Genomic DNA, 19,698 nt, shown 5'->3' with positions numbered 1-19,698 from the left:
AGTCCGTTGAGGGCAACGATGCTGACCAAGTCTCCCGCTGCGAAAAACCCGCTCGACCGGCTCGCCGAGACCGGCCTGGCGTGGGGCGAGGGGACCTATGCCAGGCTGGCAGCCCCCATCGGTGCGGCGACCTTCGCGCTCTACATCCTTCTGACCGCGTTCACGGCATGGGTGATGCCTGACGCCAATTGGGACATGCTGCCCTATCTAGCAATATCGGAGGAAGGCACCTATCCCGACGCGCAGGCGCTGCATGATTATGCCTACAGCACCGTCAAGGCAGGCGTGTCGGCGAGTGACTACAAGGCGCTGACCGATGATGGCGGCGGCTTCCGCAGCCACATGACGGACAATGCCGCCGACTTCCATTCGCTGCTCGGCATGTACCGGATAAAATTCCTCTATGCCGAGATCCTGTCGACACTGAGCGCGGTGATGTCGCCGGTCGAGGCGATGCGGCTGGTACAGGTGTTTTCGGTGCTGCTGTTCGGCGCGATCACGCTGCTCTGGCTGCACAGGGAAAAGGCCCTGGCCTTGGCGCCGGTAGTCGGGGCGGTGCTGATCATGGCCGATTTCGGTGACGCGGCGCGCGCCTCGACGCCGGACCTGCTGACGTCGGCGCTGCTGCTTGGCGGGCTCTACGCCTATGTCAGATGCCGCGAGGCGGCGACGGCGATCCTGCTCTTCCTCGCCTTCATGGTGCGGCCGGACAATATTGTTTTCCTTGCCATATTCGCGGTGCTGCTAGTCGCTTTCCGGCAAAAGGCGTGGGGCGCGCTGGCCGGTTTTGCCGCATCCTTCGTCGCCTATTTCGCCATTTCGCACTGGGCCCAGCATCCCGGCTGGTGGCCGCATCTGTGGTTCTCCAGCATCGAGCAGCACTACAATATGGACGCGTTCGAGCCGGCGTTCTCGGTCACCGCCTATCTCAAGGCGTTTGCAACGTCCCTGCTGCGCGCCGTCAATCTGAACAGCTGGGTCGGCGTTTCGGTGCTGGCGCTGGCCGGCTGGTTCGCCGCCGGCCGCGCCGGCTTCCGCCTTGATCGGCGCGCCGGCATTTTGTTCGCGGCGCTGGTGTTGGGCGCACTGGCGAAGTTCACGGTCTTTCCGATCCATGACACGCGTATCTATTTCCCGCATCTGATCCCGCCCTTTCTGCTGCTGGCAACGCCGTTCATGGCGCTGTGGGCAGCATCGGTCCGCGGCCAGCATCGCGCGGCCTTGCACATCATTCCGGGAGACAAGCCATGAGTTCGCTATCCAGGCTGGCGCGCATCGCCTTGTCGCTCGGCCTTCCCTCCGGCCTGCTCGATCGTGGGCCGTCGCTGCGCGGCACGAAATTCCTGGCGAAGGCGGCGCTGAAAGCGCGCTTCGGCGGGGCAGGGCAGCCGTTCCAGATGGTCAATGTCGGCGCCTGCGACGGCGCGCTCTTCGACGATGTCACGCCGTGGCTGCACACGATCGCCGGCGCCCGCGCCATGCTGGTCGAGCCGATCCCCTACAATCAGAAGCGGCTGCGTGCCAACTATCCCGACACGGGCCGCTTCATCATCGAGCCGGTGGCCGTCACAAAAACCAAGGGCACGATCACCGTCCACACTTTCGATGCCGCGGCGCTCGAGGCCGGCACGCTGCCGATCGAGTTCATCGGCTGCTCCTCGGTCACCGACACCAATCTGATGTCGGGCAAGAATGCCTGGGGCGAGGCCGATGCCAATTTCAACAAATTCGCGCCGCATCTCAGGGATATCGAGGTGCCGTCGGAAACGCTGCAGACGCTGCTCGACCGCAACGGCATCGGCCATATCGATGCTTTTCTCGTCGATTGTGAGGGCGCCGACTGGATCGTCTTCGAACAACTTGATCTGAAACGCTACCGTCCGGGCATGATCAAGGTCGAGGTCGGCGCGTTGCCGGCCACCGAGATTGGCCAGGTCGTGGTCAAACTGAAGACAGCGGGCTACCAGGTCGGCTTCCAGGCCGAGGACGTCTGGGCCTTCGCCTGACGGCTGGCGTTTTCTCCGATCCGGATCGGGTCGCGCCGCACCTGCGGCGTGTCGCAAACAGGCGGTAGCGCCGTGCCTGTCGTCTGCATATTGTGCGCCGATCAAACGGGCGCCGAAGCTGCCCGCAATAGCATCTGGAGTCGCGGGCAATGGCAGAGTTTCCGAAAAAGGCGAAGGTCGTCATCATTGGCCTCGGCGGTATCGTCGGCGCATCGATCGCCCATCACCTGATCGAACGTGGCTGGTCCGACATTGTCGGCATCGACAAGTCGGGCATCCCGACCGATATCGGTTCGACCGCGCACGCTTCCGATTTCTGCTACACCACCAGCCATGATTTCCTATCCTGCTGGACGACGCTTTATTCCATCGATTTCTACGAGAAGATGGGCCATTACGCCCGCATCGGCGGCCTCGAAGTGGCTCGCGTCGGCGACGACAGCCGCATGGACGAGATCAAGCGCAAGATCGCCTCGGCAAAGGCCTTTGGCACACGCGCGCGCCTGATCGAACCGGCCGAGATCAAGGAAAAATTCCCGCTGATCGAAGAGGGGATGGTGCAGGGCGGCCTTTGGGATCCGGATGCCGGTCTGGTCATCCCGCGCTCGCAGACCGTCGCCGGCAAGCTGGTCGACCAGGCGGAAGCATCGGGCAAGCTGAAATCCTTCGCCAACACGCCGGCCAAGTCGCTCGTCGTCAAGGACGGCCGCATCAGCGCCGTGGTGACCGATCGCGGCACCATCGAGGCCGACTATGTCATCGTCTGCGCCGGCATATGGGGCAGGCTGATCGCGGAAATGGTCGGCGAGGATTTGCCGGTCATGCCGATCGACCATCCGCTCACATTCTTCGGCCCCTACAACGAGTTCGCCGGCACCGGCAAGGAGATCGGCTGGCCGCTGCTGCGCGACCAGGGCAATTCGGCCTATATGCGCGACACCGGCGATCCCAAGACCGCCGAGGGCGGCCAGATCGAATGGGGCTATTACGAAGAAAACAATCCGCGCCTTTGCCATCCGCGTGACCTCCTGGAAAAGCATGAGGCGCGGCTGTCGCCGTCGCAGCGCGATCTCGACATGGAGCAGATCCTGGCGCCGCTCGAGCGCGCCATGGAACTGACGCCGATCCTGGGTGAACTCGGCTACAATGAAAGCCATTCCTTCAACGGCCTGCTGCAGGTGACCGCCGACGGCGGCCCGTCCATGGGCGAAAGCCAGAAGGTGCGCGGGCTCTGGTATGCCGTCGCCATCTGGGTCAAGGACGGCCCAGGCATGGGCAAGCTGATCGCCGACTGGATGACGGACGGCCGCACGGCAATCGACCATCATGCCATCGATTATGCGCGCTTCTATCCGCACCAGACGAAGGAACAGTTCATCTGGGATCGCTGCACCGAGACGGCGATGAAGGTCTACAATCCCGCGGTGCATCCGCGCGAGCCCTTCTCCAAGGCCCGCAACATAAGGCGCTCGCCGTTCTGGGAGCGCGAGAAGGAACTCGGCGGCTATTTCATGGAGCTGGGCGGCTGGGAGCGTGCCCATGGCTACGCCGCCAACGAGCACCTGCTTGAGAAATATGGCAACCGCGTTCCCGTACGCGAGAACGAGTGGGACAACCGCCATTTCTGGCGCGTCTCCAATGCCGAGCATCTGGCGATGAGCGAGGATTGCGGCATCGTGAACCTGTCGCATTTCTCGATGTATGACGTCGAAGGGCCAGACCATGTCGCGCTGCTTGAATGGCTTTGCGCGGCCAAGATCGGCGGCGACAACAACATCGGCAAGGGCATCTACACCCACTTCCTCGACGAGGAAGGCATGGTGCGCGCCGACTTCACCGTGATCCGCATGGCCGACCGCTGCCGCGTCATCGACGGCGCCGATGCCGGCCCGCGCGACTTCCGCTACATGCAGCGCACCGCGCAGGACAAAGGCTTTGACGCCACCGTCACCGATGTGACGGAGAAATACGTCACCATCGGCATCTGGGGTCCGAATGCCCGCACCACCTTGCAGAAGGTGGTCGAGAATCCCGAGGGCCTTTCGCCGGAGAATTTCCCCTTCGCGGCGATCAAGCCGGTCCGCATCGGCGGCAAGGATGTCACCGCGTTCCGCATCTCCTACGTCGGCGAGCAGGGCTGGGAACTGCACATGCGCTACGAGGATGGCCTCGCCGTCTGGGACGCACTGCGCTCGACCGGCGTGATGCCGTTCGGCGTCGAGACCTATGCCAATACGCGCCGCATGGAAAAGAGCCTGCGCCTGCAGAATGCCGACCTTCTGACCGAGTACAATCTGCTGGAAGCCGATCTCGCGCGGCCGAAGGTCAAGGAGAACGATTTCTGCGGCAAGGCCAAGCATGTGGAATACCGCGCCCGCGAGCACCAGCCGGCGACTTTGTGCACGCTGGTGATGACCGAAAACACTGATTCCAAGGGCGTGGCGCGTTATCCCGTTGGCACGATGCCGGTGCTGGACCCGGCCACCGGGGAAACGTTGGTCGATGAACTCGGCCGCCGCTCCTTCACCACCTCGGTCGCCTATGGACCGACGATCGGCAAGAACATCGCGCTCGCCTATCTGCCGCATTCGTATGCGCAGGAAGGCCGCAAGCTCAATGTCGAGTACTTCGGCGAGACCTATCCTGTCGAAGTCGCCGGCGTCGGCTACAAGCCTCTCTACGACCCGGAGAACCTCAAGCCGCGCAGCTGAGGTTCGGCCGGAGCAACGGACTGATCGCAAAAGCCTGGTTTCGAGCCGGGCTTTTGTCTTTTTAAGCGGGCGGTTTTCGCTTACCCTTGCGGGATGTCTGCTTTGTCGCGCGCAAGACATCTCCTTTCCGGATGCGCCGTACTGGCGCTGATGCTCTGGCTGACGCCTGGGTCTCGCGCGGATGAGCCGGTCGATGTCGAGCTGGTGCTGGCGGTCGACGTTTCGCTGTCGATGTCGGCGGACGAGCTCGAGATCCAGCGTCATGGCTACGCGGCGGCGCTGACGCACGACAACGTGCTGCAGGCGATCGCCGATGGCGCCCATGGCAAGATTGCCGTCACCTATGTCGAATGGGCCGGCACCACATGGCAGCGTGTCATCGTGCCATGGACTGTCATCGCCAACCGTGCCGACGCGGAGCGGGTGGTCGCGCAATTGTCCGCGCAGCCGCCCAACAGCGCGCGGCGCACCTCGATCTCCGGCGCGCTGGAATTCGGCAGCGACCTCTTCGCCGAAAGCGGCTACCAGGGGACCAAGCGGGTCATCGACATTTCCGGCGACGGACCCAACAACCAGGGCGCTCCGGTCAATCTCGCCCGCGACGGCGTGGTCAGACAAGGCATCGTCATCAACGGCCTGCCACTGATGACCCGGGGTGGCCTTTCCGGCGCCTACGACGTCAACGATCTCGACCGCTACTACAGCGACTGCGTGATCGGCGGCCCGGGCGCCTTCATGATCCCGGTCAATGACTGGACGCAATTTCCCGAAGCCATTCGCCGCAAACTGGTGCTGGAGCTTGCCGGCCCGGCCTCACCGCAATGGGCGGCGGAGGAGGCCGATCATCCGCCGGTGGTGCTGGCGCAGGACAAGGCCGCCGCCGACTGCCAGATCGGCGAGAAAATGTGGCGCAACCGCAACTGGATGCTCGACAGCCGCTGAGCCGAGCGAGCCAACCAACAGTGACGACTGCCACAATCGGCCGAGCGCCGTTGCGGCGACTGTCCATGGGCAGGGCTTCAATTCTGACCCAACGCAGGTGGTGAGGCGAGCCTGCTGGCAGCAGCCGAACACGTTCCTGTTGATTGACAAGCCGACAGGCGTCTGTGAACAATTTCGGCCAGAGAAACAAAAGGGGAACCGACATGAACAGGATCGCCGTTTTCGCCGCGACTTTGACGCTCGCCGCCGGTCTGTCCGTGCCGGTGATGGCCGCTACATCGGTCACCATCGGCATCAGCGGCTGGACCGGCTTCGCGCCGCTGACGCTTGCCAAGCAGGCAGGGCTCTTCGAGAAGCACGGCCTCGACGTGACCTTGAAGAAGGTGCCGCAGGCCAGCCGTCCGCTCGCCATCGCCAGCGGCGACCTGCAATGCGCCGCCACTACGGTCGAGACCTGGCTGGTGTGGAACGCCAGCGGGGTGACCACAAAGCAGATCTTCCAGCTCGACAAATCCTATGGCGCCGACGGCATCGTCGTGCGCAACGACATCAAGACGGTCGCCGATCTCAAGGGCAAGAACGTCGCCTCCTCGGCCCCGGGCACGTCGCCCTATTTCCTGCTCGCATGGGTGCTGAACAAGAACGGTATGTCGACCAAGGACGTGACGGTCGTCAATCTGGAGCCGGACGCTGCGGCGCAGGCCTTCCTTGCCGGCCAGAACGATGCGGCGGTCACCTATGAGCCGTTCATCTCGGCGGTGCGCGACAAGGCCGACCAGGGCCACATACTGGCGACCACGCTCGACTATCCGATGGTGCTCGACACGGTCGGCTGCACGCCTGAATTCCTCAAGGCCAATCCCAACGCTGCCAAGGCACTCGCCGACAGCTATTTCGAGTCGCTCGACCTGATCAAGAAAGATCCGCAGAAATCCTACGAGATCATGGGCGCCGACGTGAAGCAGTCGGCCAAGGAATTCGAGGATTCGGCGAAGTACCTGAAATGGGCCGACAAGGCCGAGAACCAACAGTTCTTCACCAAGGAATTCCAGGATTTTTCCAAGACCGCGGGCGAGTTGCTGCTGCAGATGGGGCTGATCAAGGAAGCGCCCGACGTCGCCACGCTGGCCGACACCAGCGCGGTGGCGAACTGATCGTCCGGCCCTTGCCCATCGTGCGGCGCCGCCCGGCGCCGCTGCTCTCTCCTGGACACGTGACCATTTGATAGGGACGATGTGAAGATGCGCCCCTTGCATCCAGTCTCGCCGGGCCTGCGAATCGCGCTCGGTATTTCGTTTTTCGTGCTGTTCATTGCCTTCTGGGCCTGGATCACGCTTGGCGGCCACGTCAACCGCATCTTCCTCGCCGACCCGCTGTCGATGCTCAGGGATGGCTGGCGGTTGCTGGTCGAGGACCGCTTCTGGCTCGACATATTGATCACCATCTGGCGCGTCTTCGGCGGCTTCGTGCTGGCCTCGGTCGTCGCTGTGCCGATCGGCATCGCCATGGGCGCGTGGAAACCGGTGGAAGCGTTCCTGGAGCCCTTCGTCTCCTTCGCTCGCTATCTGCCGGCCTCGGCCTTCATTCCGCTGCTCATCCTGTGGGCCGGCATTGGCGAACTGGAAAAGCTGCTGGTCATCTTTGTCGGCTCGGTGTTCCAGATCATCCTGATCATCGCCGTCAAGGTCGGGTCGACGCGGCGCGATCTGGTCGAGGCCGCCTATACGCTGGGCTCGACCAACAACGGCATCGTCAAACGGGTGATCATGCCGGCCAATGCGCCCGAAATCGCCGAGACGCTGCGGCTGGTGCTCGGCTGGGCCTGGACTTATGTCATCGTCGCCGAGCTGATCGGGTCGTCGTCCGGCATCGGCTACATGATCATCAACAGTCAGTCGCGGCTGGCGACCGGACAGATCATTTTCGGCATCATCGTCATCGGCCTGATCGGGCTGTTGTCCGATTTCGCCTTCAAGGCGTTCAACCGCTGGCTCTTTCCATGGAGCCTGGCGTGAGCAAGCTTCTCATCGAGGGCGTCTCGCGCACCTTTGCCGGCGTGCGTGGCGGACTGCCGGTCAAGGCGCTGATGCCGATCGATTTGGCGGTCGCCGCCAACGACTTCATCACCATTCTGGGGCCGTCCGGCTGCGGAAAGTCGACGCTGCTTAGAATTGTCGCCGGCCTGGAAGCGCCGAGTGAAGGCCGCGTGCTGCTCGACGACAAGGCTGTGACGCGGCCGGGACCCGATCGCGGCATGGTCTTCCAGTCCTATACGCTGTTCCCGTGGCTGACGGTCGCCGAGAACATCGCCTTCGGCCTGGGCGAACGCGGCATGGCGCCAAAGGAGCGGGACGACATCGTCGCCTCCTATGTCGATCTGGTCGGGCTGAGGGGATTTGAAAATCATTGGCCGAAGCAGCTTTCCGGCGGTATGCAGCAGCGCACGGCGATCGCCCGGGCGCTCGCCAACGATCCCGAGATCCTGTTGCTGGATGAGCCGTTTGGCGCGCTCGACAACCAGACACGCGGGCTGATGCAGGAGCTGCTTCTCGGCATCTGGGAGCGGCGCAAGAAGACGGTGCTGTTCGTCACCCACGATATCGAGGAGGCGATCTTCATGGCCTCGCGCGTCATCGTGATGACGGCGCGGCCCGGCAGCATCAAGTCGGATGTCGCCATCGACCTGCCGCATCCGCGCCACTACACGCTGAAGACCAGCCCGGAATTCTCGGCGCTGAAGGCGCGGCTGACCGAGGACATCCGCGTCGAGGCGATGCGCACGGCACAGGCCCAGCCGGCCGAGGCATGATCCCGCAATCAGGCCGCCAGCAACTGCTTGCGGTCGACGCGCTCCTGCTGCGGCGAGCGGGCATAGAGCTCGCGGTAGCATTTCGAGAAATGCGAGGCCGAGACGAAGCCGCAGGCGACCGCCACCTCGACCACCGGCATCGATGACTGGATCAGCAGATGCCGGGCGCGGTCGAGCCGGATCTCCAGATAGTAGCGGGCAGGGGAACGACCCATCTCGGTGCGGAACAGGCGCTCGATCTGGCGACGCGACAGGTCGACATGGTCGGCGATCTCGATCAGCGACAGCGGCTCGGAGAGATTGCCCTCCATCAGCTCGATGATGGTCAGCACCTTCGAGTTCTGCACGCCGAGACGGGCGCGCAGCGGCAGGCGCTGGCGGTCGGTCGGGCTGCGCACGCGATCGGTCAGCACTTGTTCGCAGACCCGGTTGACGAGGCTCTCGTCGAAATCGTCGCCGATCAGCTTCAACATCATGTCGAGCGCGGCGGTGCCGCCGGCGCAGGTATAGATGTTCTGGTCGACCTCGAAGAGGTCGGCAAAGACATTGGCCTTCGGGAACGCCTCGGAAAAGCCCGGCAGGTTTTCCCAATGGATGGCGCAGCGCTTGTTGGACAGGAGGCCAGCGGCGGCAAGGATGTGCGCGCCGGTGCACAGGCCGCCGACGGCGACGCCACGATTGTACTCCTCGCGCAGCCAGGCGAAAGCCGATTTGTTCTGGTAGCGCTCGACATCGATGCCGCTGCAGACGATGGCCATGTTGGGCCGGTCGGGGCCCGCCATCTTCTTGCGCTCTTCCTCCAGCGAGGTGTTGACCGCGCATTCGACGCCGTTCGAGGCGCGCACCGGCTTGCCGTCGATGCTGGCGAGGCGCCAGCGATAGGCCTCGTAACCGAGCATGCGGTTGGCGGAGCGCAGCGGGTCTAGTGCGGTCGCAAAAGCGATCATGGTGAAATCGGGGACAAGGAAAAAGACAAACGATCGCTTGATCGGATGCTTGATGGCGTTCACGGGAACCTCACCTGGCCATGGCGCGAACAGGATGTCGCGAATAGCATAGCGACATCAGGAAAAACCTTGGCTGTCAATCGGCTACGCTGCCTTGGCTAGACAAAATTTGCGACATGGGTCGCAAATGGGCAATCAGTGTGCGGTAATGCTCAGGGGAGCTGCATCAACTGTTCACGCGACAGGCAAAATGTACAAAGGCAAAACAAAAACGCCGCCTTGGCTGGAGCCAGGCGGCGTTGCAGTCTTGAAGCAGCGGCAGGGAGACGCTGCCTGAAAAATGGTCAGGCGACGAAGCCGAGGCGCGCCGCAGCCATCGCGCCGGTCTGGCCGGGCATGGTGTTGGCAAGGCGCTGGCGCTCGAGAGCGGTGGTCAGGTTCATTTCGCGGCGGGTAAAGAGGCGGGCAAAAAGCTTCATCATCATCTCCTATCGGTTGCTCAGACGGGTCGCCTTCGCTTGATGGAGTGGGGCAGCTCGTTTGCTGGCTGTGATATAGGCTTGTGTTGCGTAAAACTAAATCGCAAAAACGAAGCACTTGATATGAAATGCGACACGGATTGCGACAAATTTGGGCAATCTGCTCGAAATTTGTGATTGTTTACAATGTATTAACTCGAAATCGGAGCCGCTATGCGGCTTGCTCATATGCGCCATGCGTTGGCGACATGGCTTCGAAACTCATTTGAATGCAAATAAAATAGAGAAGGCCTGCCGGGCTGGGTGGGCGCGGCAGGCCTTCAGCATTTGGTACACACGATCTACTTTGCTCCAGCCCAGGATCCAACGCCGTTGCGAGTGCCGGTCTTGGTGTCCGAAGCCTCAGGCCAGCCGATATCCTTCTGCAGTTCGATCGGCAGGGAGCGGATGGCGCGTTCAGTCTGGTAGCGGGCGCGTGCCGCGCTGAATTCAGTCGCGATGCGACCGAGGGACGACAGGATAGACATTTCATTCTCCTTTGGTGGCGGGCCGGAGACATTCCGGCCTTTGGTGTGGGGGCTTACACGTGGCGTGTTTCAACCCCATTTCATGTCGATTGCAGGCCTGTGACGTGGTCGTTTCGTGGCTGCTTGTGGCAGGAACCTCACTCGATGGAGTTGACTATCCTCCTGATCCGGTGTTCAATCAAACGAAATGGAATGATGCTTTGTATCAGAAAAATTGAAGGTTACTTCCCATGAACGCCCCGCTCAATCATCCACTGCCGCTCCTCGATCTCGACGTTTTGCGCACTTTCGTGGCGATTGCCGAGACCGGCAGCTTCACCACTGCCGCCAATGCCGTCTTCCGCACACCGTCCGCGGTCTCCATGCAGATCAAGAAGCTGGAGGACATTCTCGGCCGTTCGGTGTTCGCGCGCGATGCGCGTTCCGTGTCGCTGACCACGGATGGCGAGATGCTGCTCGGCTATGCCCGCCGGCTGCTGTCGATCAACCGCGAGGTGGTGTCGAAGTTCATCATTCCCGAGATTGTCGGGGTGGTGCGGCTCGGCTCGCCGGATGATTACGGCGAACGCGTGCTGCCGCATGTGCTGAAGCGTTTCGCGCAGTCGCATCCCTCGATCGCCGTCGACGTCACCATCGACCAGAGCAGCAATCTGCGCCGGCGCATGGACGACCGGGCGCTCGACATCACACTTCTTACCAACTCCTACAAGACCAGCGCGCTCGGCGCCGAGGTGCTTTTGACCGAGCCGATCGTCTGGGCGGGCGCCAAGGGCGGCTGCGCGCATCTGCGCGAACCGCTGCCGGTGTCGTTGTGGGAAGAGGGCTGCGCCTGGCGTGCCGGCGCGCTCGAAGCGCTGGGACGCGAGGGCCGCAACTACCGCGTCGCCTATATGAGCGCACACACGGCCGGCCAGCGCGCCGCGATCATGGCCGACCTCGCGGTCGCGCCGCTGCCGCGATCATTCCTCGGCAACGACATGGTCGAGCTCTGCCCCAAGGACGGCATGCCCGATATCGGCACCTACAATCTTGCCATGGTGGTGGCGCCGGACGCCAGCGCGCCGGTCAAGGCCGTCGCCGACCACATCCGCGCGACCTTCGAAGTGTTCCGGGAAACCGGCAAGTTCTGATCTGTCGTCGGATCGAAAGCGCTACTCCGCCGCCTCGGCGGAGGGCGCTTGAAATCTCGTTTTCCTATCTTGCCTGACCGGTGAGAGGCTCTCGCCGAGGAACGTGACGATGTGCTGTCGCGCGCGTCGCGATTCCGGCATGTCGATCAATGGCCATGCATGGAACATGCCTTCCTCGTGGACGACATCAACCTCGACACCCGCTTCCCGCGCCTTTTGCGCGAAGATCAGATTGTCGGGCGTCAAGAGATCGCGCGAGCCGGTCAAAAGCAGCGTTTTCGGCAGCACCGACAGGTCGCCATAGATCGGGCTGATGTGCCAGTCGCTGCGGTCGATGCCGGCGCTGTACATGCGGATTGCTTCGAGACCGCCCGGGATGCCGAGCCAGGGGTCGTTGCGCTCTGCCTCGAACAGCTGGGGGTTGGAAAGCGACATGTCGAGGCCGGGCGAGATAAGCACGTGGCGCGAGGGCAGGGGCAAGCCTTCTTCGGCGGCCATCATTGTCAGCACCACCGCCATGTTGCCACCGGCGGAGTCGCCCATGAAGACAATGTCTTCCGCCTCGGCCTCGTCGAGCATCTGGCGATAGACGTCGCCGACCATGCCGAACATGGCGTGGAAATCGTGCTCCGGGGCGATGGGATAGATCGGCACCGTGATGCCGTAGCCCAGCCGGTCGGCCATTTCGGCAATCAGGTGCCAGTGATAGGGCGTGATTTCAAAGACATAGGCGCCGCCATGCAGGTAGAGAATCCGCTTTTGCTCGCCTGCTCTTGGTGCGACTTCGTAGACCGGAAATCCGTCGATGGTACGTGTCTGGATGTGAAAACGCTGATGCAGCGAGGCCGGCGGACGGTGATCCTCGGTCTTGCGCGCGGCCGCTATCCAGCGCTGCAGGTTTTCCGGGCTGGCAAACGCCTTCTTGCGGCTGTACCTGAGCACGAAGGACACGACGTGGCTTTTGAAACTTGGCATGCGGATACACGAACTTCGGCTGCAGCCGACTAAGAGAAACCTCCACTAGCTCCGAAGATCGTACGCTCACCCGAAATGTCAAGTTTTGCGCTCTGTCCACACGGCGGTGTGATCGGCGCCGCCGACGTCAGCGGCGCGGCAAAAAGGCCGCGCGCAGCCGGTTGCTGGTGGCAGCCAGGGATTTCCGAGATCCCCGGCGCCTGCCGAGCAATTTGCATTTGTCGGCAAAGGTCATCAGCGCGCCGTGCCCAGAAGCAGCGACGTGAGCGCGGCCTGCGGATCGCTGGGCGGCGATGCCGGCCAGCCAATGTCCTTCTGGACATGCGCCGGCAGGCTGTTCAGCGCGCGGATCGCCTTGTTCCTGGCGTGGTTCTGCCTGATGGTCACACCGAAGCGGCCGAGATTTTCGAACATCGACATTTTCATCTCCCTTGAAGAACGGCGGAGGCCGAGGATTGTCCTCGGCCGCCGTTCGATGCGGGGTAAATGCGCCTGCCATGTATCGGATGGATTTCGCGAAAACAGCGGTTTGGTTTCCAGATCGGTTCGATCCGGAAACATTTGCATGCAAATGAGTTCGAGGTTCGAGATGGCGTGTGAAGGTCGCGTCTATTCGCGGCTACGCCTTGCCGCGTGGCCTTCGCGCGAGCGTCGGCGCGGCGTGGCGTCGCCGGCGATGCCGTCCTCGCTCACCGTCTTGCGCGGCGGCAGTTTCACCGCCACCGACAGTTTCGGGAACGGGTCGACCTTGTTGGGCAGCGCCATGGCGTAGACGAAATGCTCCTGGAATTTCGGTTCCAGTGCGGTCTCGATCTTCTCGATCTGGCTCACCGTCTCCTCGATCTCGCGGCGATAGCCACGGTTCAGGAGCGCCATGCGCGCACCAGCACCCGCGGCGTTGCCGACGGCGGAAACCTTGTCGAGGTCGCAATCGGGGATCAGGCCCAGCACCATGGCGTATTTCGGATCGATGAAGGAGCCGAAGGCGCCGGCGAAATGGATGCGGTCGACATGCTCGGTATTCTGCTTTTCCATCAAAAGCTTGGTGCCGGCATAGAGGGCTGCCTTGGCGAGTTGGATGGCGCGCACATCGGTCTGGGTGATGGTGATCTTCGGTTCGCCTTCCTTCAGCACATAGGAGAAGGTGCGACCATTGGCGGTGACGCGCGGAGAGCGCGCGGCAAGCGATCCGTCGACAACGCCATCCTCCGAGATGATGCCGGCGAGATACATCTCCGCCACGATCTCGATGATGCCGGAGCCGCAGATGCCGGTGACGCCGGTCGCCTGCACGCTGTCGAGGAAGCCGGGCTCATCGGACCACAGTTCCGAGCCGATGACGCGGTATTTTGGTTCCAGCGTGTCGGGATCGATGCGCACGCGCTCGATGGCGCCGGGGGCGGCACGCTGGCCGCCGGAGATTTCGGCGCCCTCGAAAGCCGGACCGGTCGGAGAGGAGGCCGCCACGACCCGCGCACGGTTGCCGAGCACGATCTCGGCATTGGTGCCGACGTCGACGATCAGCATCATCTCGTCCTGGCGATGCGGGCCTTCCGACAGCGTCACCGCCGCCGCGTCGGCGCCGACATGGCCGGCGATGCAGGGCAGCATATAGAGGCGCGCACCCTGGTTGAGCTTGAGGCCGATGTCGGAGGCCTTGATACGCACCGCACCCGAGACGGCGAGTGCGAAGGGGGCGCCGCCGAGTTCGGTCGGATCGATGCCGAGGAACAGATGGTGCATGATCGGATTGCCGACGAAGACGGAATCCAGAATGTCGTTGCGCTGGACATTGCCCTCCGCGCAGACCTTGTCGACGAGGCTGGAGATCGCCTCGCGCACGGCCACCGTCATGCCTTCGCGGCCGTCCGGGTTCATCATCACATAAGAGACACGGCTCATCAGATCCTCGCCGAAGCGGATCTGCGGGTTCGAGGTGCCGGACGAAGCCGCGACGCGGCCCGACAGCAGCGACACCAGATGCATGGCGATGGTGGTCGAGCCGATGTCGCAGGCCAGGCCATAGGCCTCGTTCTTGAGGCCCGGCCACAGCGCGATGACGCGCGCTATATCGCTGTCGGCGTCCTTGTGGATGGCGGCGGTCGCGGTCCAGTTGCCCTTGCGCAATATGCCTTGCACCTGCGGCAGCAGGTAGAAGTCGAATTCGAGGTTTTTGAAGCCCCAATCCTTCATCAGCGCGATCTTCAGCCGGTCAAGGTCGCCGAGCGGCTTGTGCATGTCGGGCTCTTCGATCTCGACATAGCACATGCGGATCGCCGTATCGCGGGCGATCACCCTGGTGTCGGCATCCTTGCGGATGGTCTGCGCGTTGATGACTGTGTCCTGCGGCACGTCGATGACGAGGTCGCCGAGGATCTGCGCCGAGCAGGAGAGGCGACGCCGCTCAGGCAGGCCGCGCACGCGCTCGTAGCGCTCTTCCTTGGGTCCCTTGGGTGAGATGTGGTCGTTGGAGGAGACGATCTTGTGCTTGGCGAAATTGCCTTCCTGCACCTCGATCTGGCAGCGCCCGCACGTGGCGCGGCCGCCGCACACGCTCTCGACATAGACGCCAAGCTGACGCGCGGCATCGAGCACCGGCGTGCCGACGGGAAACCGCCCGCGCTTGCCCGACGGCATGAACAGCACGAGTGGATCGGTAATGTTGGCAGGCGAGTTCATGCGTACACGTGTCTCGGAAGGGATTGTCGATACCGTTTAACGGATCGTTTCACTATTGGGCGGACTGTCTGATGGTCCAGAGGCCAATCATGTCCGATCTCCTGCTGTCCAGCATATTCACCGCTTTTACCATGGTGCGGGTGCTGAAGGGGCCGTGGCTGCGCAATCCGCAATATCTGGCCACCGGAATTCTCGGTGCGATTGTCGCGGTGCTGCTGCTCAACGGGCTGTGGCCCGCCTATGACGATGACTTCGTCATAGGCGGCGTGACCGGCATATTCGGATCGTGGGCGGGAATGGCGTTGTTCGACGCCATATTGGGCGTCGCCTGACCGCAAAGCAGACGCGTCCGACCGCATCGATGATGCGATCGGTCCAGTGTGGTTTGCAGTCCGGTTCACGATTGCGCGCTTACCCCCGACCCATGCGGGCTTCACGGCCGCCGCGGCGGCGGCCACCATTGGCAGCGCCGTCGCCTGGCGCATTGACCTGCGTCGGCGCCGCGACCGCATGGCCGCCTTCGGCCGGCTTGTAGTCCTTGTAGGTCCTGATCCAGTTGGTGCAGTTCTCGTCGGTGCCGTTGAGCACATTGGCGCCGCGCACGGCTTCCATTTCCTGCGGACGCACCGGGTTCATGATGGCGCTGGTCATGCCGGCGCCGATCACCATCGGGATGAAGGCGGCGTTGATGCCATGACGATGCGGCAGGCCGAAGGAGATGTTGGACAGGCCGCAAGTGGTGTTGACCTTGAGCTCTTCGCGCAGGCGGCGCAGCAGAGCGAACACCTGGCGACCGGCGTCACCCAGCGCGCCGATCGGCATGACCAGAGGGTCGACGACGACGTCGTGCGCGGGAATGCCGAAATCGGCGCAGCGCTGCACGATCTTCTTGGCGACGGCGAAGCGCACGTCCGGATCCATCGAAATGCCGGTCTCGTCATTGGAGATGGCGACGACCGGGACGTTGTATTTCTTGATCAGCGGCAGGATGGCTTCGAGCTTTTCTTCCTCGCCGGTGACGGAATTGACCAGCGGGCGGCCCTTGGCGACCTTGAGTGCCGCCTCGATCGCGGCGGTGACCGAGCTGTCGATCGACAGCGGCAGGTCGACAAGGCCCTGGACGATCTCCAGTGTCTGCACCAGCAGCGCCGGCTCCGTGGCGTTGGGGTCGACCGCGGTGACGCCGGCATTGACGTCGAGCATGGTGGCGCCGCAGGCGGCCTGTTCCAGCGCGTCCTTGATGACGGTCTCGAAATTGCCGGCGACCATCTCGGCGGCGAGCTTTTTGCGGCCGGTCGGGTTGATGCGCTCGCCAATCACGCAGAAGGGCTGGTCGAAGCCGATGATGATTTCTCGTGTCGCCGAGGCAACGATGGTCCGGGTCATGAAATCTCTCCGTCGTGATATAAAGAGTTCTTTATATCGTTATCTCTTTTCGATCAAGCGAATGGTGATCCTCCGCGCGGATCAATGCGCGGTCTTCACCATATCCACCTGGGTTTCGGTAATCTCGTCGTGCAGGATGTGGTCGAGCCGGTCGGCAACCATCTGGTCGTCGCGACGGATTTCGCGCTTCCAGGGCTGGCGGCCCTTCAGCACGCCCGATTCATCGACGATCTCGGCGACATATTCCTCCTGGCGGTAGGCCATCACATGGACGCCCGAGATCCCAGGGATTTCCTTCACCTCGTTGATGATGTCGATGCAGAGCTGCTTGCCTTCCTTCTTCTGATCCTGCGCGCCTTCCAGCCGCTTGATGACGGCATCCGGGATGTGGATGCCAGGCACGTTGGAGCGGATCCACTTGGCGGTCTTGGCCGAGGCAAGGGGACCGACGCCGCACAGGACGAACACTTTTTCGGTATGGCCGAGATCGCGCGCCTTCTGCATGAAGGTCCTAAACATCGGCACGTCGAAACAATACTGCGTCTGCACGAACTGCGCGCCGGCGGCGATCTTCTTGCCGAGATGGATCGGGCGGAAGTCGAAGGGCGGCGCGAACGGGTTGACGGCAGCGCCTAGGAAGACCTGTGGCGGCGTCGTCAGCTTGCGGCCGGACAGGAACTTGCCGTTGTCGCGCATGATGCGGATGGTCTCGAGCAGCGACATGGAATCGAGGTCGAACACCGGCTTGGCGCCGGGCTGGTCGCCGGCCTGCACGCCGTCGCCGGTCAGGCACAGCATGTTAGCGACACCCATGGCGGCACCCCCCAGCACGTCGCCCTGGATGGCGATCCGGTTCTTGTCGCGGCAGGCGATCTGCATGATCGGGGCATAGCCCATGCGGGTCAAAAGCGCGCAGATACCGACCGAGGACATGTGGCAATTGGCGCCGGAGGCATCGACGGCGTTGATGGCGTCGACCCAGCCGTCGAAGATCTTGGCCCGGTTGTAGACGTCCTCGGGATCGGCGCTGTCGGGGGGATTGAGTTCGGTCGTCACGGCGAATTCACCGCGCCGCAGCACACGCTCCAGCCGGCCGCGGGACGAATGGCCGGGCAGGGGATCGAGCGGCAGGTGAATGCCGGCCGGGTTCTCGTCGCGCTGACGGGCGCTCATGCGGCGGCTCCGGTCTTTGGTGCGGCGGCGGCTTCACGGGCGGCAGCCGCCTGCGCGGTGACCCGCAGCCAGGCGGAGGTTTCACGCAGCGACTGGTCGACCGGCTTCTGCACGGCCAGGATCTTGTCGGAGTTGACCATGTTCTGCGAGCCTTCCCAGGCCTTGACCCAGACGCAGGGCATATCGGGCTCGACCTCGCAATTGCCATTGGCACGCACGCCACCGCAGGGGCCGTTGCGCAGCTGCTTGGGGCAATTCATCGGGCACGACATGCCGGTCGACGACAGGATGCACTGGCCGCACATGCGGCAGTCGAACATGAACCCCTTGACGCGCTTCTCGACGAATTTGATCGGAGCCTCGACGCGGCCGTAGCCGATGCCTCTCCACAGAGGATGGAGGAGCAGAAACATGTCGGCGAAGCGGGAATAAAACCATTCGAGCAGACGCGAATGCCGGATCGACCATAATCTCACCGCGAAGGAGCGCTGCACGCGCCGCTGCGGCGACACGTCGGCCGGCTTGTAGTCGGATTTCGGCGCAGCCTTCTTGACCAGGGTGGCCTGGGTAACCGTCGGCCCATCGTTTTTGACAGGAGTGGTCTCAGACATTTTCTTTGCCCCCCGCCTTGACCAGAGCGACCAATCTTTCACGGTCATATTTCGTGTCGAGGTCCTTGAAAGCCTTTTCGACCTCGGCTTCGAGATCGTCGCCGACCGGAACCGGATCGGCCTTGCGCCATTCGGCCAGATAGTCGTCGGTACCGCCGGCGCCGGTGCGCATGGCGCACATGTCGATGGCTTCGGTGAAGCGCAGCGGCAGCTCGCGCTTGGCATTTTGCCGGCCCTTCTTGACGATGACCTGGGCAGGGATGTCGCGCCAGTAGACGACGATAAGATCGGCCATGAATTCTCGCTCCTCGATCTCAGAGCATTGCCGGATGCGCAATGGACCCGCTTGTTATGGGACGACGCGCGCGCATTCAAAAGCGACGCATTTCAATGGCGTAAAATGAAAGGCGTGTTTATTCGTTCGCGGGGCGCACCGGCGGCAGGGTCGGCGTGCCGAAAAGCCGTCTGGCCCTGTGCGGCTCCGGGCTGATGAGACCTACCAGATTCCGGTTCTGAGGCCGGTCCAGAGGTAGAACCAGATCGTCGGATGATACCATTGTTTGGAAGGCAGGCCGGGATCGATCGTTGTGAGTTTTCCGGCCAGTGCATCGCTGACGGCCTCGATGCAGATATCGCGCGAGAACGCCGCCTGGCGGAGCGCGTGACTGGAGATGGTGTCGCCTTTTTCCGGTCTGCCGCGTGCCTGCTTCAGCACGCCGCCAGTGTCGACGCCAGCGTCGACGAGGTGGATGGTCGTGCCGAAATTCTGCGCGTCACCGGATGCCAGGGCCCAATAGCCGCCATTCATGCCGCGATATTTCGGCGTGATGCCCGCATGGTAGTTGAGCACCGGGCAGGGCATTTTGCGCAGCATCTCGGCCGAGATCAGTCGGCAACCGTTGAGCAGCACGACGCCTGGCTGGATCTTCTGGATCGCCTGCAGGCACTCAGGCCCATTGGCCGAGGCTACGTGGATAATCTCCTGGCCTGGTCGTGGCTCAACCTCCAGTCTCTCCTCGGCAATCAATCGCGCGCTATGGCCTGCCCGCAGCCGCTTGCCCAACCTGCTCAGCACCATCGTGCCGAGCTGGCCCATGGCCGAGACCCAGCCCTGGCGGCGAGCCCGACCACGCAGCAATTGCTTTTTGGATTCAGGGGTTTCGAGGATGACGCTGACAGGACCAACGCGATCTGCGATTGCGTTGATCATGGCCCAGACATGCTGGCCGCCGCCGGTCACGACGACGATCGACGCGCTGGTTGCTACCGGTGAAGACATGGCCCGCTTTCCTGCCTTGCACGCGGCCAGCTGCCGCATGCTGG

The 19,698-nt window shown here is 63.0% G+C and carries 20 protein-coding genes; 9 read left to right on the top strand and 11 right to left on the bottom strand.

The features are described 5' to 3' along the window. The first annotated feature begins 18 nt into the window (after positions 1-18). The 7 genes from ACLGL5_RS26600 to ACLGL5_RS26570 all read left to right on the top strand — a co-directional run bounded on the left by ACLGL5_RS26600 (position 19) and on the right by ACLGL5_RS26570 (position 8,468). The gene (locus ACLGL5_RS26600) at positions 19-1,251 is read left to right on the top strand and encodes a DUF2029 domain-containing protein (protein WP_069092383.1); all 1,233 of its coding nucleotides are present in this window, start codon (positions 19-21) and stop codon (positions 1,249-1,251) included. After that, positions 1,248-2,006, top strand: a complete 759-nt coding sequence (locus tag ACLGL5_RS26595; protein ID WP_027046957.1) for an FkbM family methyltransferase — start codon at positions 1,248-1,250, stop codon at positions 2,004-2,006. Before ACLGL5_RS26600 ends, ACLGL5_RS26595 begins: the two co-directional genes overlap by 4 nt. Before the next feature lie 149 nt (positions 2,007-2,155). Continuing rightward, positions 2,156-4,717 (top strand): GcvT family protein, encoded by a 2,562-nt coding sequence (locus ACLGL5_RS26590; protein ID WP_069092382.1) that lies wholly within the window; start codon positions 2,156-2,158, stop codon positions 4,715-4,717. 93 nt (positions 4,718-4,810) lie between these two features. After that, positions 4,811-5,659 (top strand): DUF1194 domain-containing protein, encoded by an 849-nt coding sequence (locus ACLGL5_RS26585; protein ID WP_069092381.1) that lies wholly within the window; start codon positions 4,811-4,813, stop codon positions 5,657-5,659. 203 nt (positions 5,660-5,862) lie between these two features. Then, positions 5,863-6,813, top strand: coding sequence for an ABC transporter substrate-binding protein (locus ACLGL5_RS26580; protein ID WP_064984029.1), 951 nt, complete (start codon positions 5,863-5,865; stop codon positions 6,811-6,813). A gap of 87 nt (positions 6,814-6,900) precedes the next feature. Continuing rightward, the gene (locus ACLGL5_RS26575; protein WP_027046955.1) at positions 6,901-7,674 is read left to right on the top strand and encodes an ABC transporter permease; all 774 of its coding nucleotides are present in this window, start codon (positions 6,901-6,903) and stop codon (positions 7,672-7,674) included. Continuing rightward, the gene (locus ACLGL5_RS26570) at positions 7,671-8,468 is read left to right on the top strand and encodes an ABC transporter ATP-binding protein (RefSeq protein ID WP_069093443.1); all 798 of its coding nucleotides are present in this window, start codon (positions 7,671-7,673) and stop codon (positions 8,466-8,468) included. Before ACLGL5_RS26575 ends, ACLGL5_RS26570 begins: the two co-directional genes overlap by 4 nt. 8 nt (positions 8,469-8,476) lie before the next feature. Here ACLGL5_RS26570 and ACLGL5_RS26565 read toward each other — a convergent pair whose 3' ends face one another. The 3 genes from ACLGL5_RS26565 to ACLGL5_RS26555 all read right to left on the bottom strand — a co-directional run bounded on the left by ACLGL5_RS26565 (position 8,477) and on the right by ACLGL5_RS26555 (position 10,421). Further along, positions 8,477-9,415: a GlxA family transcriptional regulator gene (locus ACLGL5_RS26565; RefSeq protein ID WP_276315187.1), complete on the bottom strand. Its 939-nt coding sequence runs from the start codon at positions 9,413-9,415 to the stop codon at positions 8,477-8,479. 344 nt (positions 9,416-9,759) lie between these two features. Continuing rightward, positions 9,760-9,894: a hypothetical protein gene (locus ACLGL5_RS26560; protein WP_080512035.1), complete on the bottom strand. Its 135-nt coding sequence runs from the start codon at positions 9,892-9,894 to the stop codon at positions 9,760-9,762. A gap of 341 nt (positions 9,895-10,235) precedes the next feature. Then, complete coding sequence (locus tag ACLGL5_RS26555) at positions 10,236-10,421, bottom strand: hypothetical protein (RefSeq protein ID WP_032930657.1); 186 nt, start codon at positions 10,419-10,421, stop codon at positions 10,236-10,238. Positions 10,422-10,651: 230 nt separating this feature from the next. On the opposite strand from ACLGL5_RS26555, the gene ACLGL5_RS26550 reads away from it, so the two are divergent. Then, positions 10,652-11,551, top strand: coding sequence for a LysR substrate-binding domain-containing protein (locus ACLGL5_RS26550; RefSeq protein WP_010910020.1), 900 nt, complete (start codon positions 10,652-10,654; stop codon positions 11,549-11,551). 21 nt (positions 11,552-11,572) lie between these two features. Here ACLGL5_RS26550 and ACLGL5_RS26545 read toward each other — a convergent pair whose 3' ends face one another. From ACLGL5_RS26545 to ACLGL5_RS26535, 3 genes are all read right to left on the bottom strand, one after another. Further along, the gene (locus ACLGL5_RS26545) at positions 11,573-12,526 is read right to left on the bottom strand and encodes an alpha/beta hydrolase (protein WP_069092380.1); all 954 of its coding nucleotides are present in this window, start codon (positions 12,524-12,526) and stop codon (positions 11,573-11,575) included. A 234-nt stretch (positions 12,527-12,760) separates the two neighbouring features. Continuing rightward, entirely contained in the window at positions 12,761-12,946 is a 186-nt protein-coding gene (locus ACLGL5_RS26540; RefSeq protein WP_027046953.1) for a hypothetical protein, read from the bottom strand. A 189-nt stretch (positions 12,947-13,135) separates the two neighbouring features. Next, entirely contained in the window at positions 13,136-15,205 is a 2,070-nt protein-coding gene (locus ACLGL5_RS26535) for an ASKHA domain-containing protein (protein WP_069092379.1), read from the bottom strand. An 89-nt stretch (positions 15,206-15,294) separates the two neighbouring features. Between ACLGL5_RS26535 and ACLGL5_RS26530 the strand changes: the two genes are divergently transcribed. Next, complete coding sequence (locus tag ACLGL5_RS26530) at positions 15,295-15,537, top strand: hypothetical protein (RefSeq protein WP_236952029.1); 243 nt, start codon at positions 15,295-15,297, stop codon at positions 15,535-15,537. Between the two features lie 79 nt (positions 15,538-15,616). On the opposite strand, the gene ACLGL5_RS26525 is transcribed toward ACLGL5_RS26530, so the two are convergent. The 5 genes from ACLGL5_RS26525 to ACLGL5_RS26505 form a co-directional block, all read right to left on the bottom strand. After that, the gene (locus tag ACLGL5_RS26525) at positions 15,617-16,591 is read right to left on the bottom strand and encodes a methyltetrahydrofolate cobalamin methyltransferase (protein ID WP_010910015.1); all 975 of its coding nucleotides are present in this window, start codon (positions 16,589-16,591) and stop codon (positions 15,617-15,619) included. 81 nt (positions 16,592-16,672) lie between these two features. Next, positions 16,673-17,764 (bottom strand): methylenetetrahydrofolate reductase, encoded by a 1,092-nt coding sequence (locus tag ACLGL5_RS26520; RefSeq protein ID WP_010910014.1) that lies wholly within the window; start codon positions 17,762-17,764, stop codon positions 16,673-16,675. Then, the gene (locus ACLGL5_RS26515) at positions 17,761-18,375 is read right to left on the bottom strand and encodes a methylenetetrahydrofolate reductase C-terminal domain-containing protein (protein ID WP_038647388.1); all 615 of its coding nucleotides are present in this window, start codon (positions 18,373-18,375) and stop codon (positions 17,761-17,763) included. The genes ACLGL5_RS26520 and ACLGL5_RS26515 overlap by 4 nt, the downstream gene beginning before the upstream one ends. Further along, positions 18,368-18,670, bottom strand: a complete 303-nt coding sequence (locus ACLGL5_RS26510) for a virulence factor (protein WP_019858703.1) — start codon at positions 18,668-18,670, stop codon at positions 18,368-18,370. The genes ACLGL5_RS26515 and ACLGL5_RS26510 overlap by 8 nt, the downstream gene beginning before the upstream one ends. A 201-nt stretch (positions 18,671-18,871) precedes the next feature. Then, entirely contained in the window at positions 18,872-19,654 is a 783-nt protein-coding gene (locus ACLGL5_RS26505) for a formyl transferase (protein WP_027046952.1), read from the bottom strand. Positions 19,655-19,698: the final 44 nt, after the last annotated feature.

The organism is Mesorhizobium sp. U510, from assembly GCF_059180695.1.
This window is presented reverse-complemented; position numbering and strand designations above follow the sequence as displayed.

Coding starts and splice junctions, on each gene's coding strand:
- ACLGL5_RS26600 (WP_069092383.1), top strand. CDS start 19: ATGCTGACCAAGTCTCCCGCTGCGAAAAACCCGCTCGACCGGCTCGCC.
- ACLGL5_RS26595 (WP_027046957.1), top strand. CDS start 1,248: ATGAGTTCGCTATCCAGGCTGGCGCGCATCGCCTTGTCGCTCGGCCTT.
- ACLGL5_RS26590 (WP_069092382.1), top strand. CDS start 2,156: ATGGCAGAGTTTCCGAAAAAGGCGAAGGTCGTCATCATTGGCCTCGGC.
- ACLGL5_RS26585 (WP_069092381.1), top strand. CDS start 4,811: ATGTCTGCTTTGTCGCGCGCAAGACATCTCCTTTCCGGATGCGCCGTA.
- ACLGL5_RS26580 (WP_064984029.1), top strand. CDS start 5,863: ATGAACAGGATCGCCGTTTTCGCCGCGACTTTGACGCTCGCCGCCGGT.
- ACLGL5_RS26575 (WP_027046955.1), top strand. CDS start 6,901: ATGCGCCCCTTGCATCCAGTCTCGCCGGGCCTGCGAATCGCGCTCGGT.
- ACLGL5_RS26565 (WP_276315187.1), bottom strand. CDS start 9,415: ATGATCGCTTTTGCGACCGCACTAGACCCGCTGCGCTCCGCCAACCGC.
- ACLGL5_RS26560 (WP_080512035.1), bottom strand. CDS start 9,894: ATGAAGCTTTTTGCCCGCCTCTTTACCCGCCGCGAAATGAACCTGACC.
- ACLGL5_RS26555 (WP_032930657.1), bottom strand. CDS start 10,421: ATGTCTATCCTGTCGTCCCTCGGTCGCATCGCGACTGAATTCAGCGCG.
- ACLGL5_RS26550 (WP_010910020.1), top strand. CDS start 10,652: ATGAACGCCCCGCTCAATCATCCACTGCCGCTCCTCGATCTCGACGTT.
- ACLGL5_RS26545 (WP_069092380.1), bottom strand. CDS start 12,526: ATGCCAAGTTTCAAAAGCCACGTCGTGTCCTTCGTGCTCAGGTACAGC.
- ACLGL5_RS26540 (WP_027046953.1), bottom strand. CDS start 12,946: ATGTCGATGTTCGAAAATCTCGGCCGCTTCGGTGTGACCATCAGGCAG.
- ACLGL5_RS26535 (WP_069092379.1), bottom strand. CDS start 15,205: ATGAACTCGCCTGCCAACATTACCGATCCACTCGTGCTGTTCATGCCG.
- ACLGL5_RS26530 (WP_236952029.1), top strand. CDS start 15,295: ATGTCCGATCTCCTGCTGTCCAGCATATTCACCGCTTTTACCATGGTG.
- ACLGL5_RS26525 (WP_010910015.1), bottom strand. CDS start 16,591: ATGACCCGGACCATCGTTGCCTCGGCGACACGAGAAATCATCATCGGC.
- ACLGL5_RS26520 (WP_010910014.1), bottom strand. CDS start 17,764: ATGAGCGCCCGTCAGCGCGACGAGAACCCGGCCGGCATTCACCTGCCG.
- ACLGL5_RS26515 (WP_038647388.1), bottom strand. CDS start 18,375: ATGTCTGAGACCACTCCTGTCAAAAACGATGGGCCGACGGTTACCCAG.
- ACLGL5_RS26510 (WP_019858703.1), bottom strand. CDS start 18,670: ATGGCCGATCTTATCGTCGTCTACTGGCGCGACATCCCTGCCCAGGTC.
- ACLGL5_RS26505 (WP_027046952.1), bottom strand. CDS start 19,654: ATGTCTTCACCGGTAGCAACCAGCGCGTCGATCGTCGTCGTGACCGGC.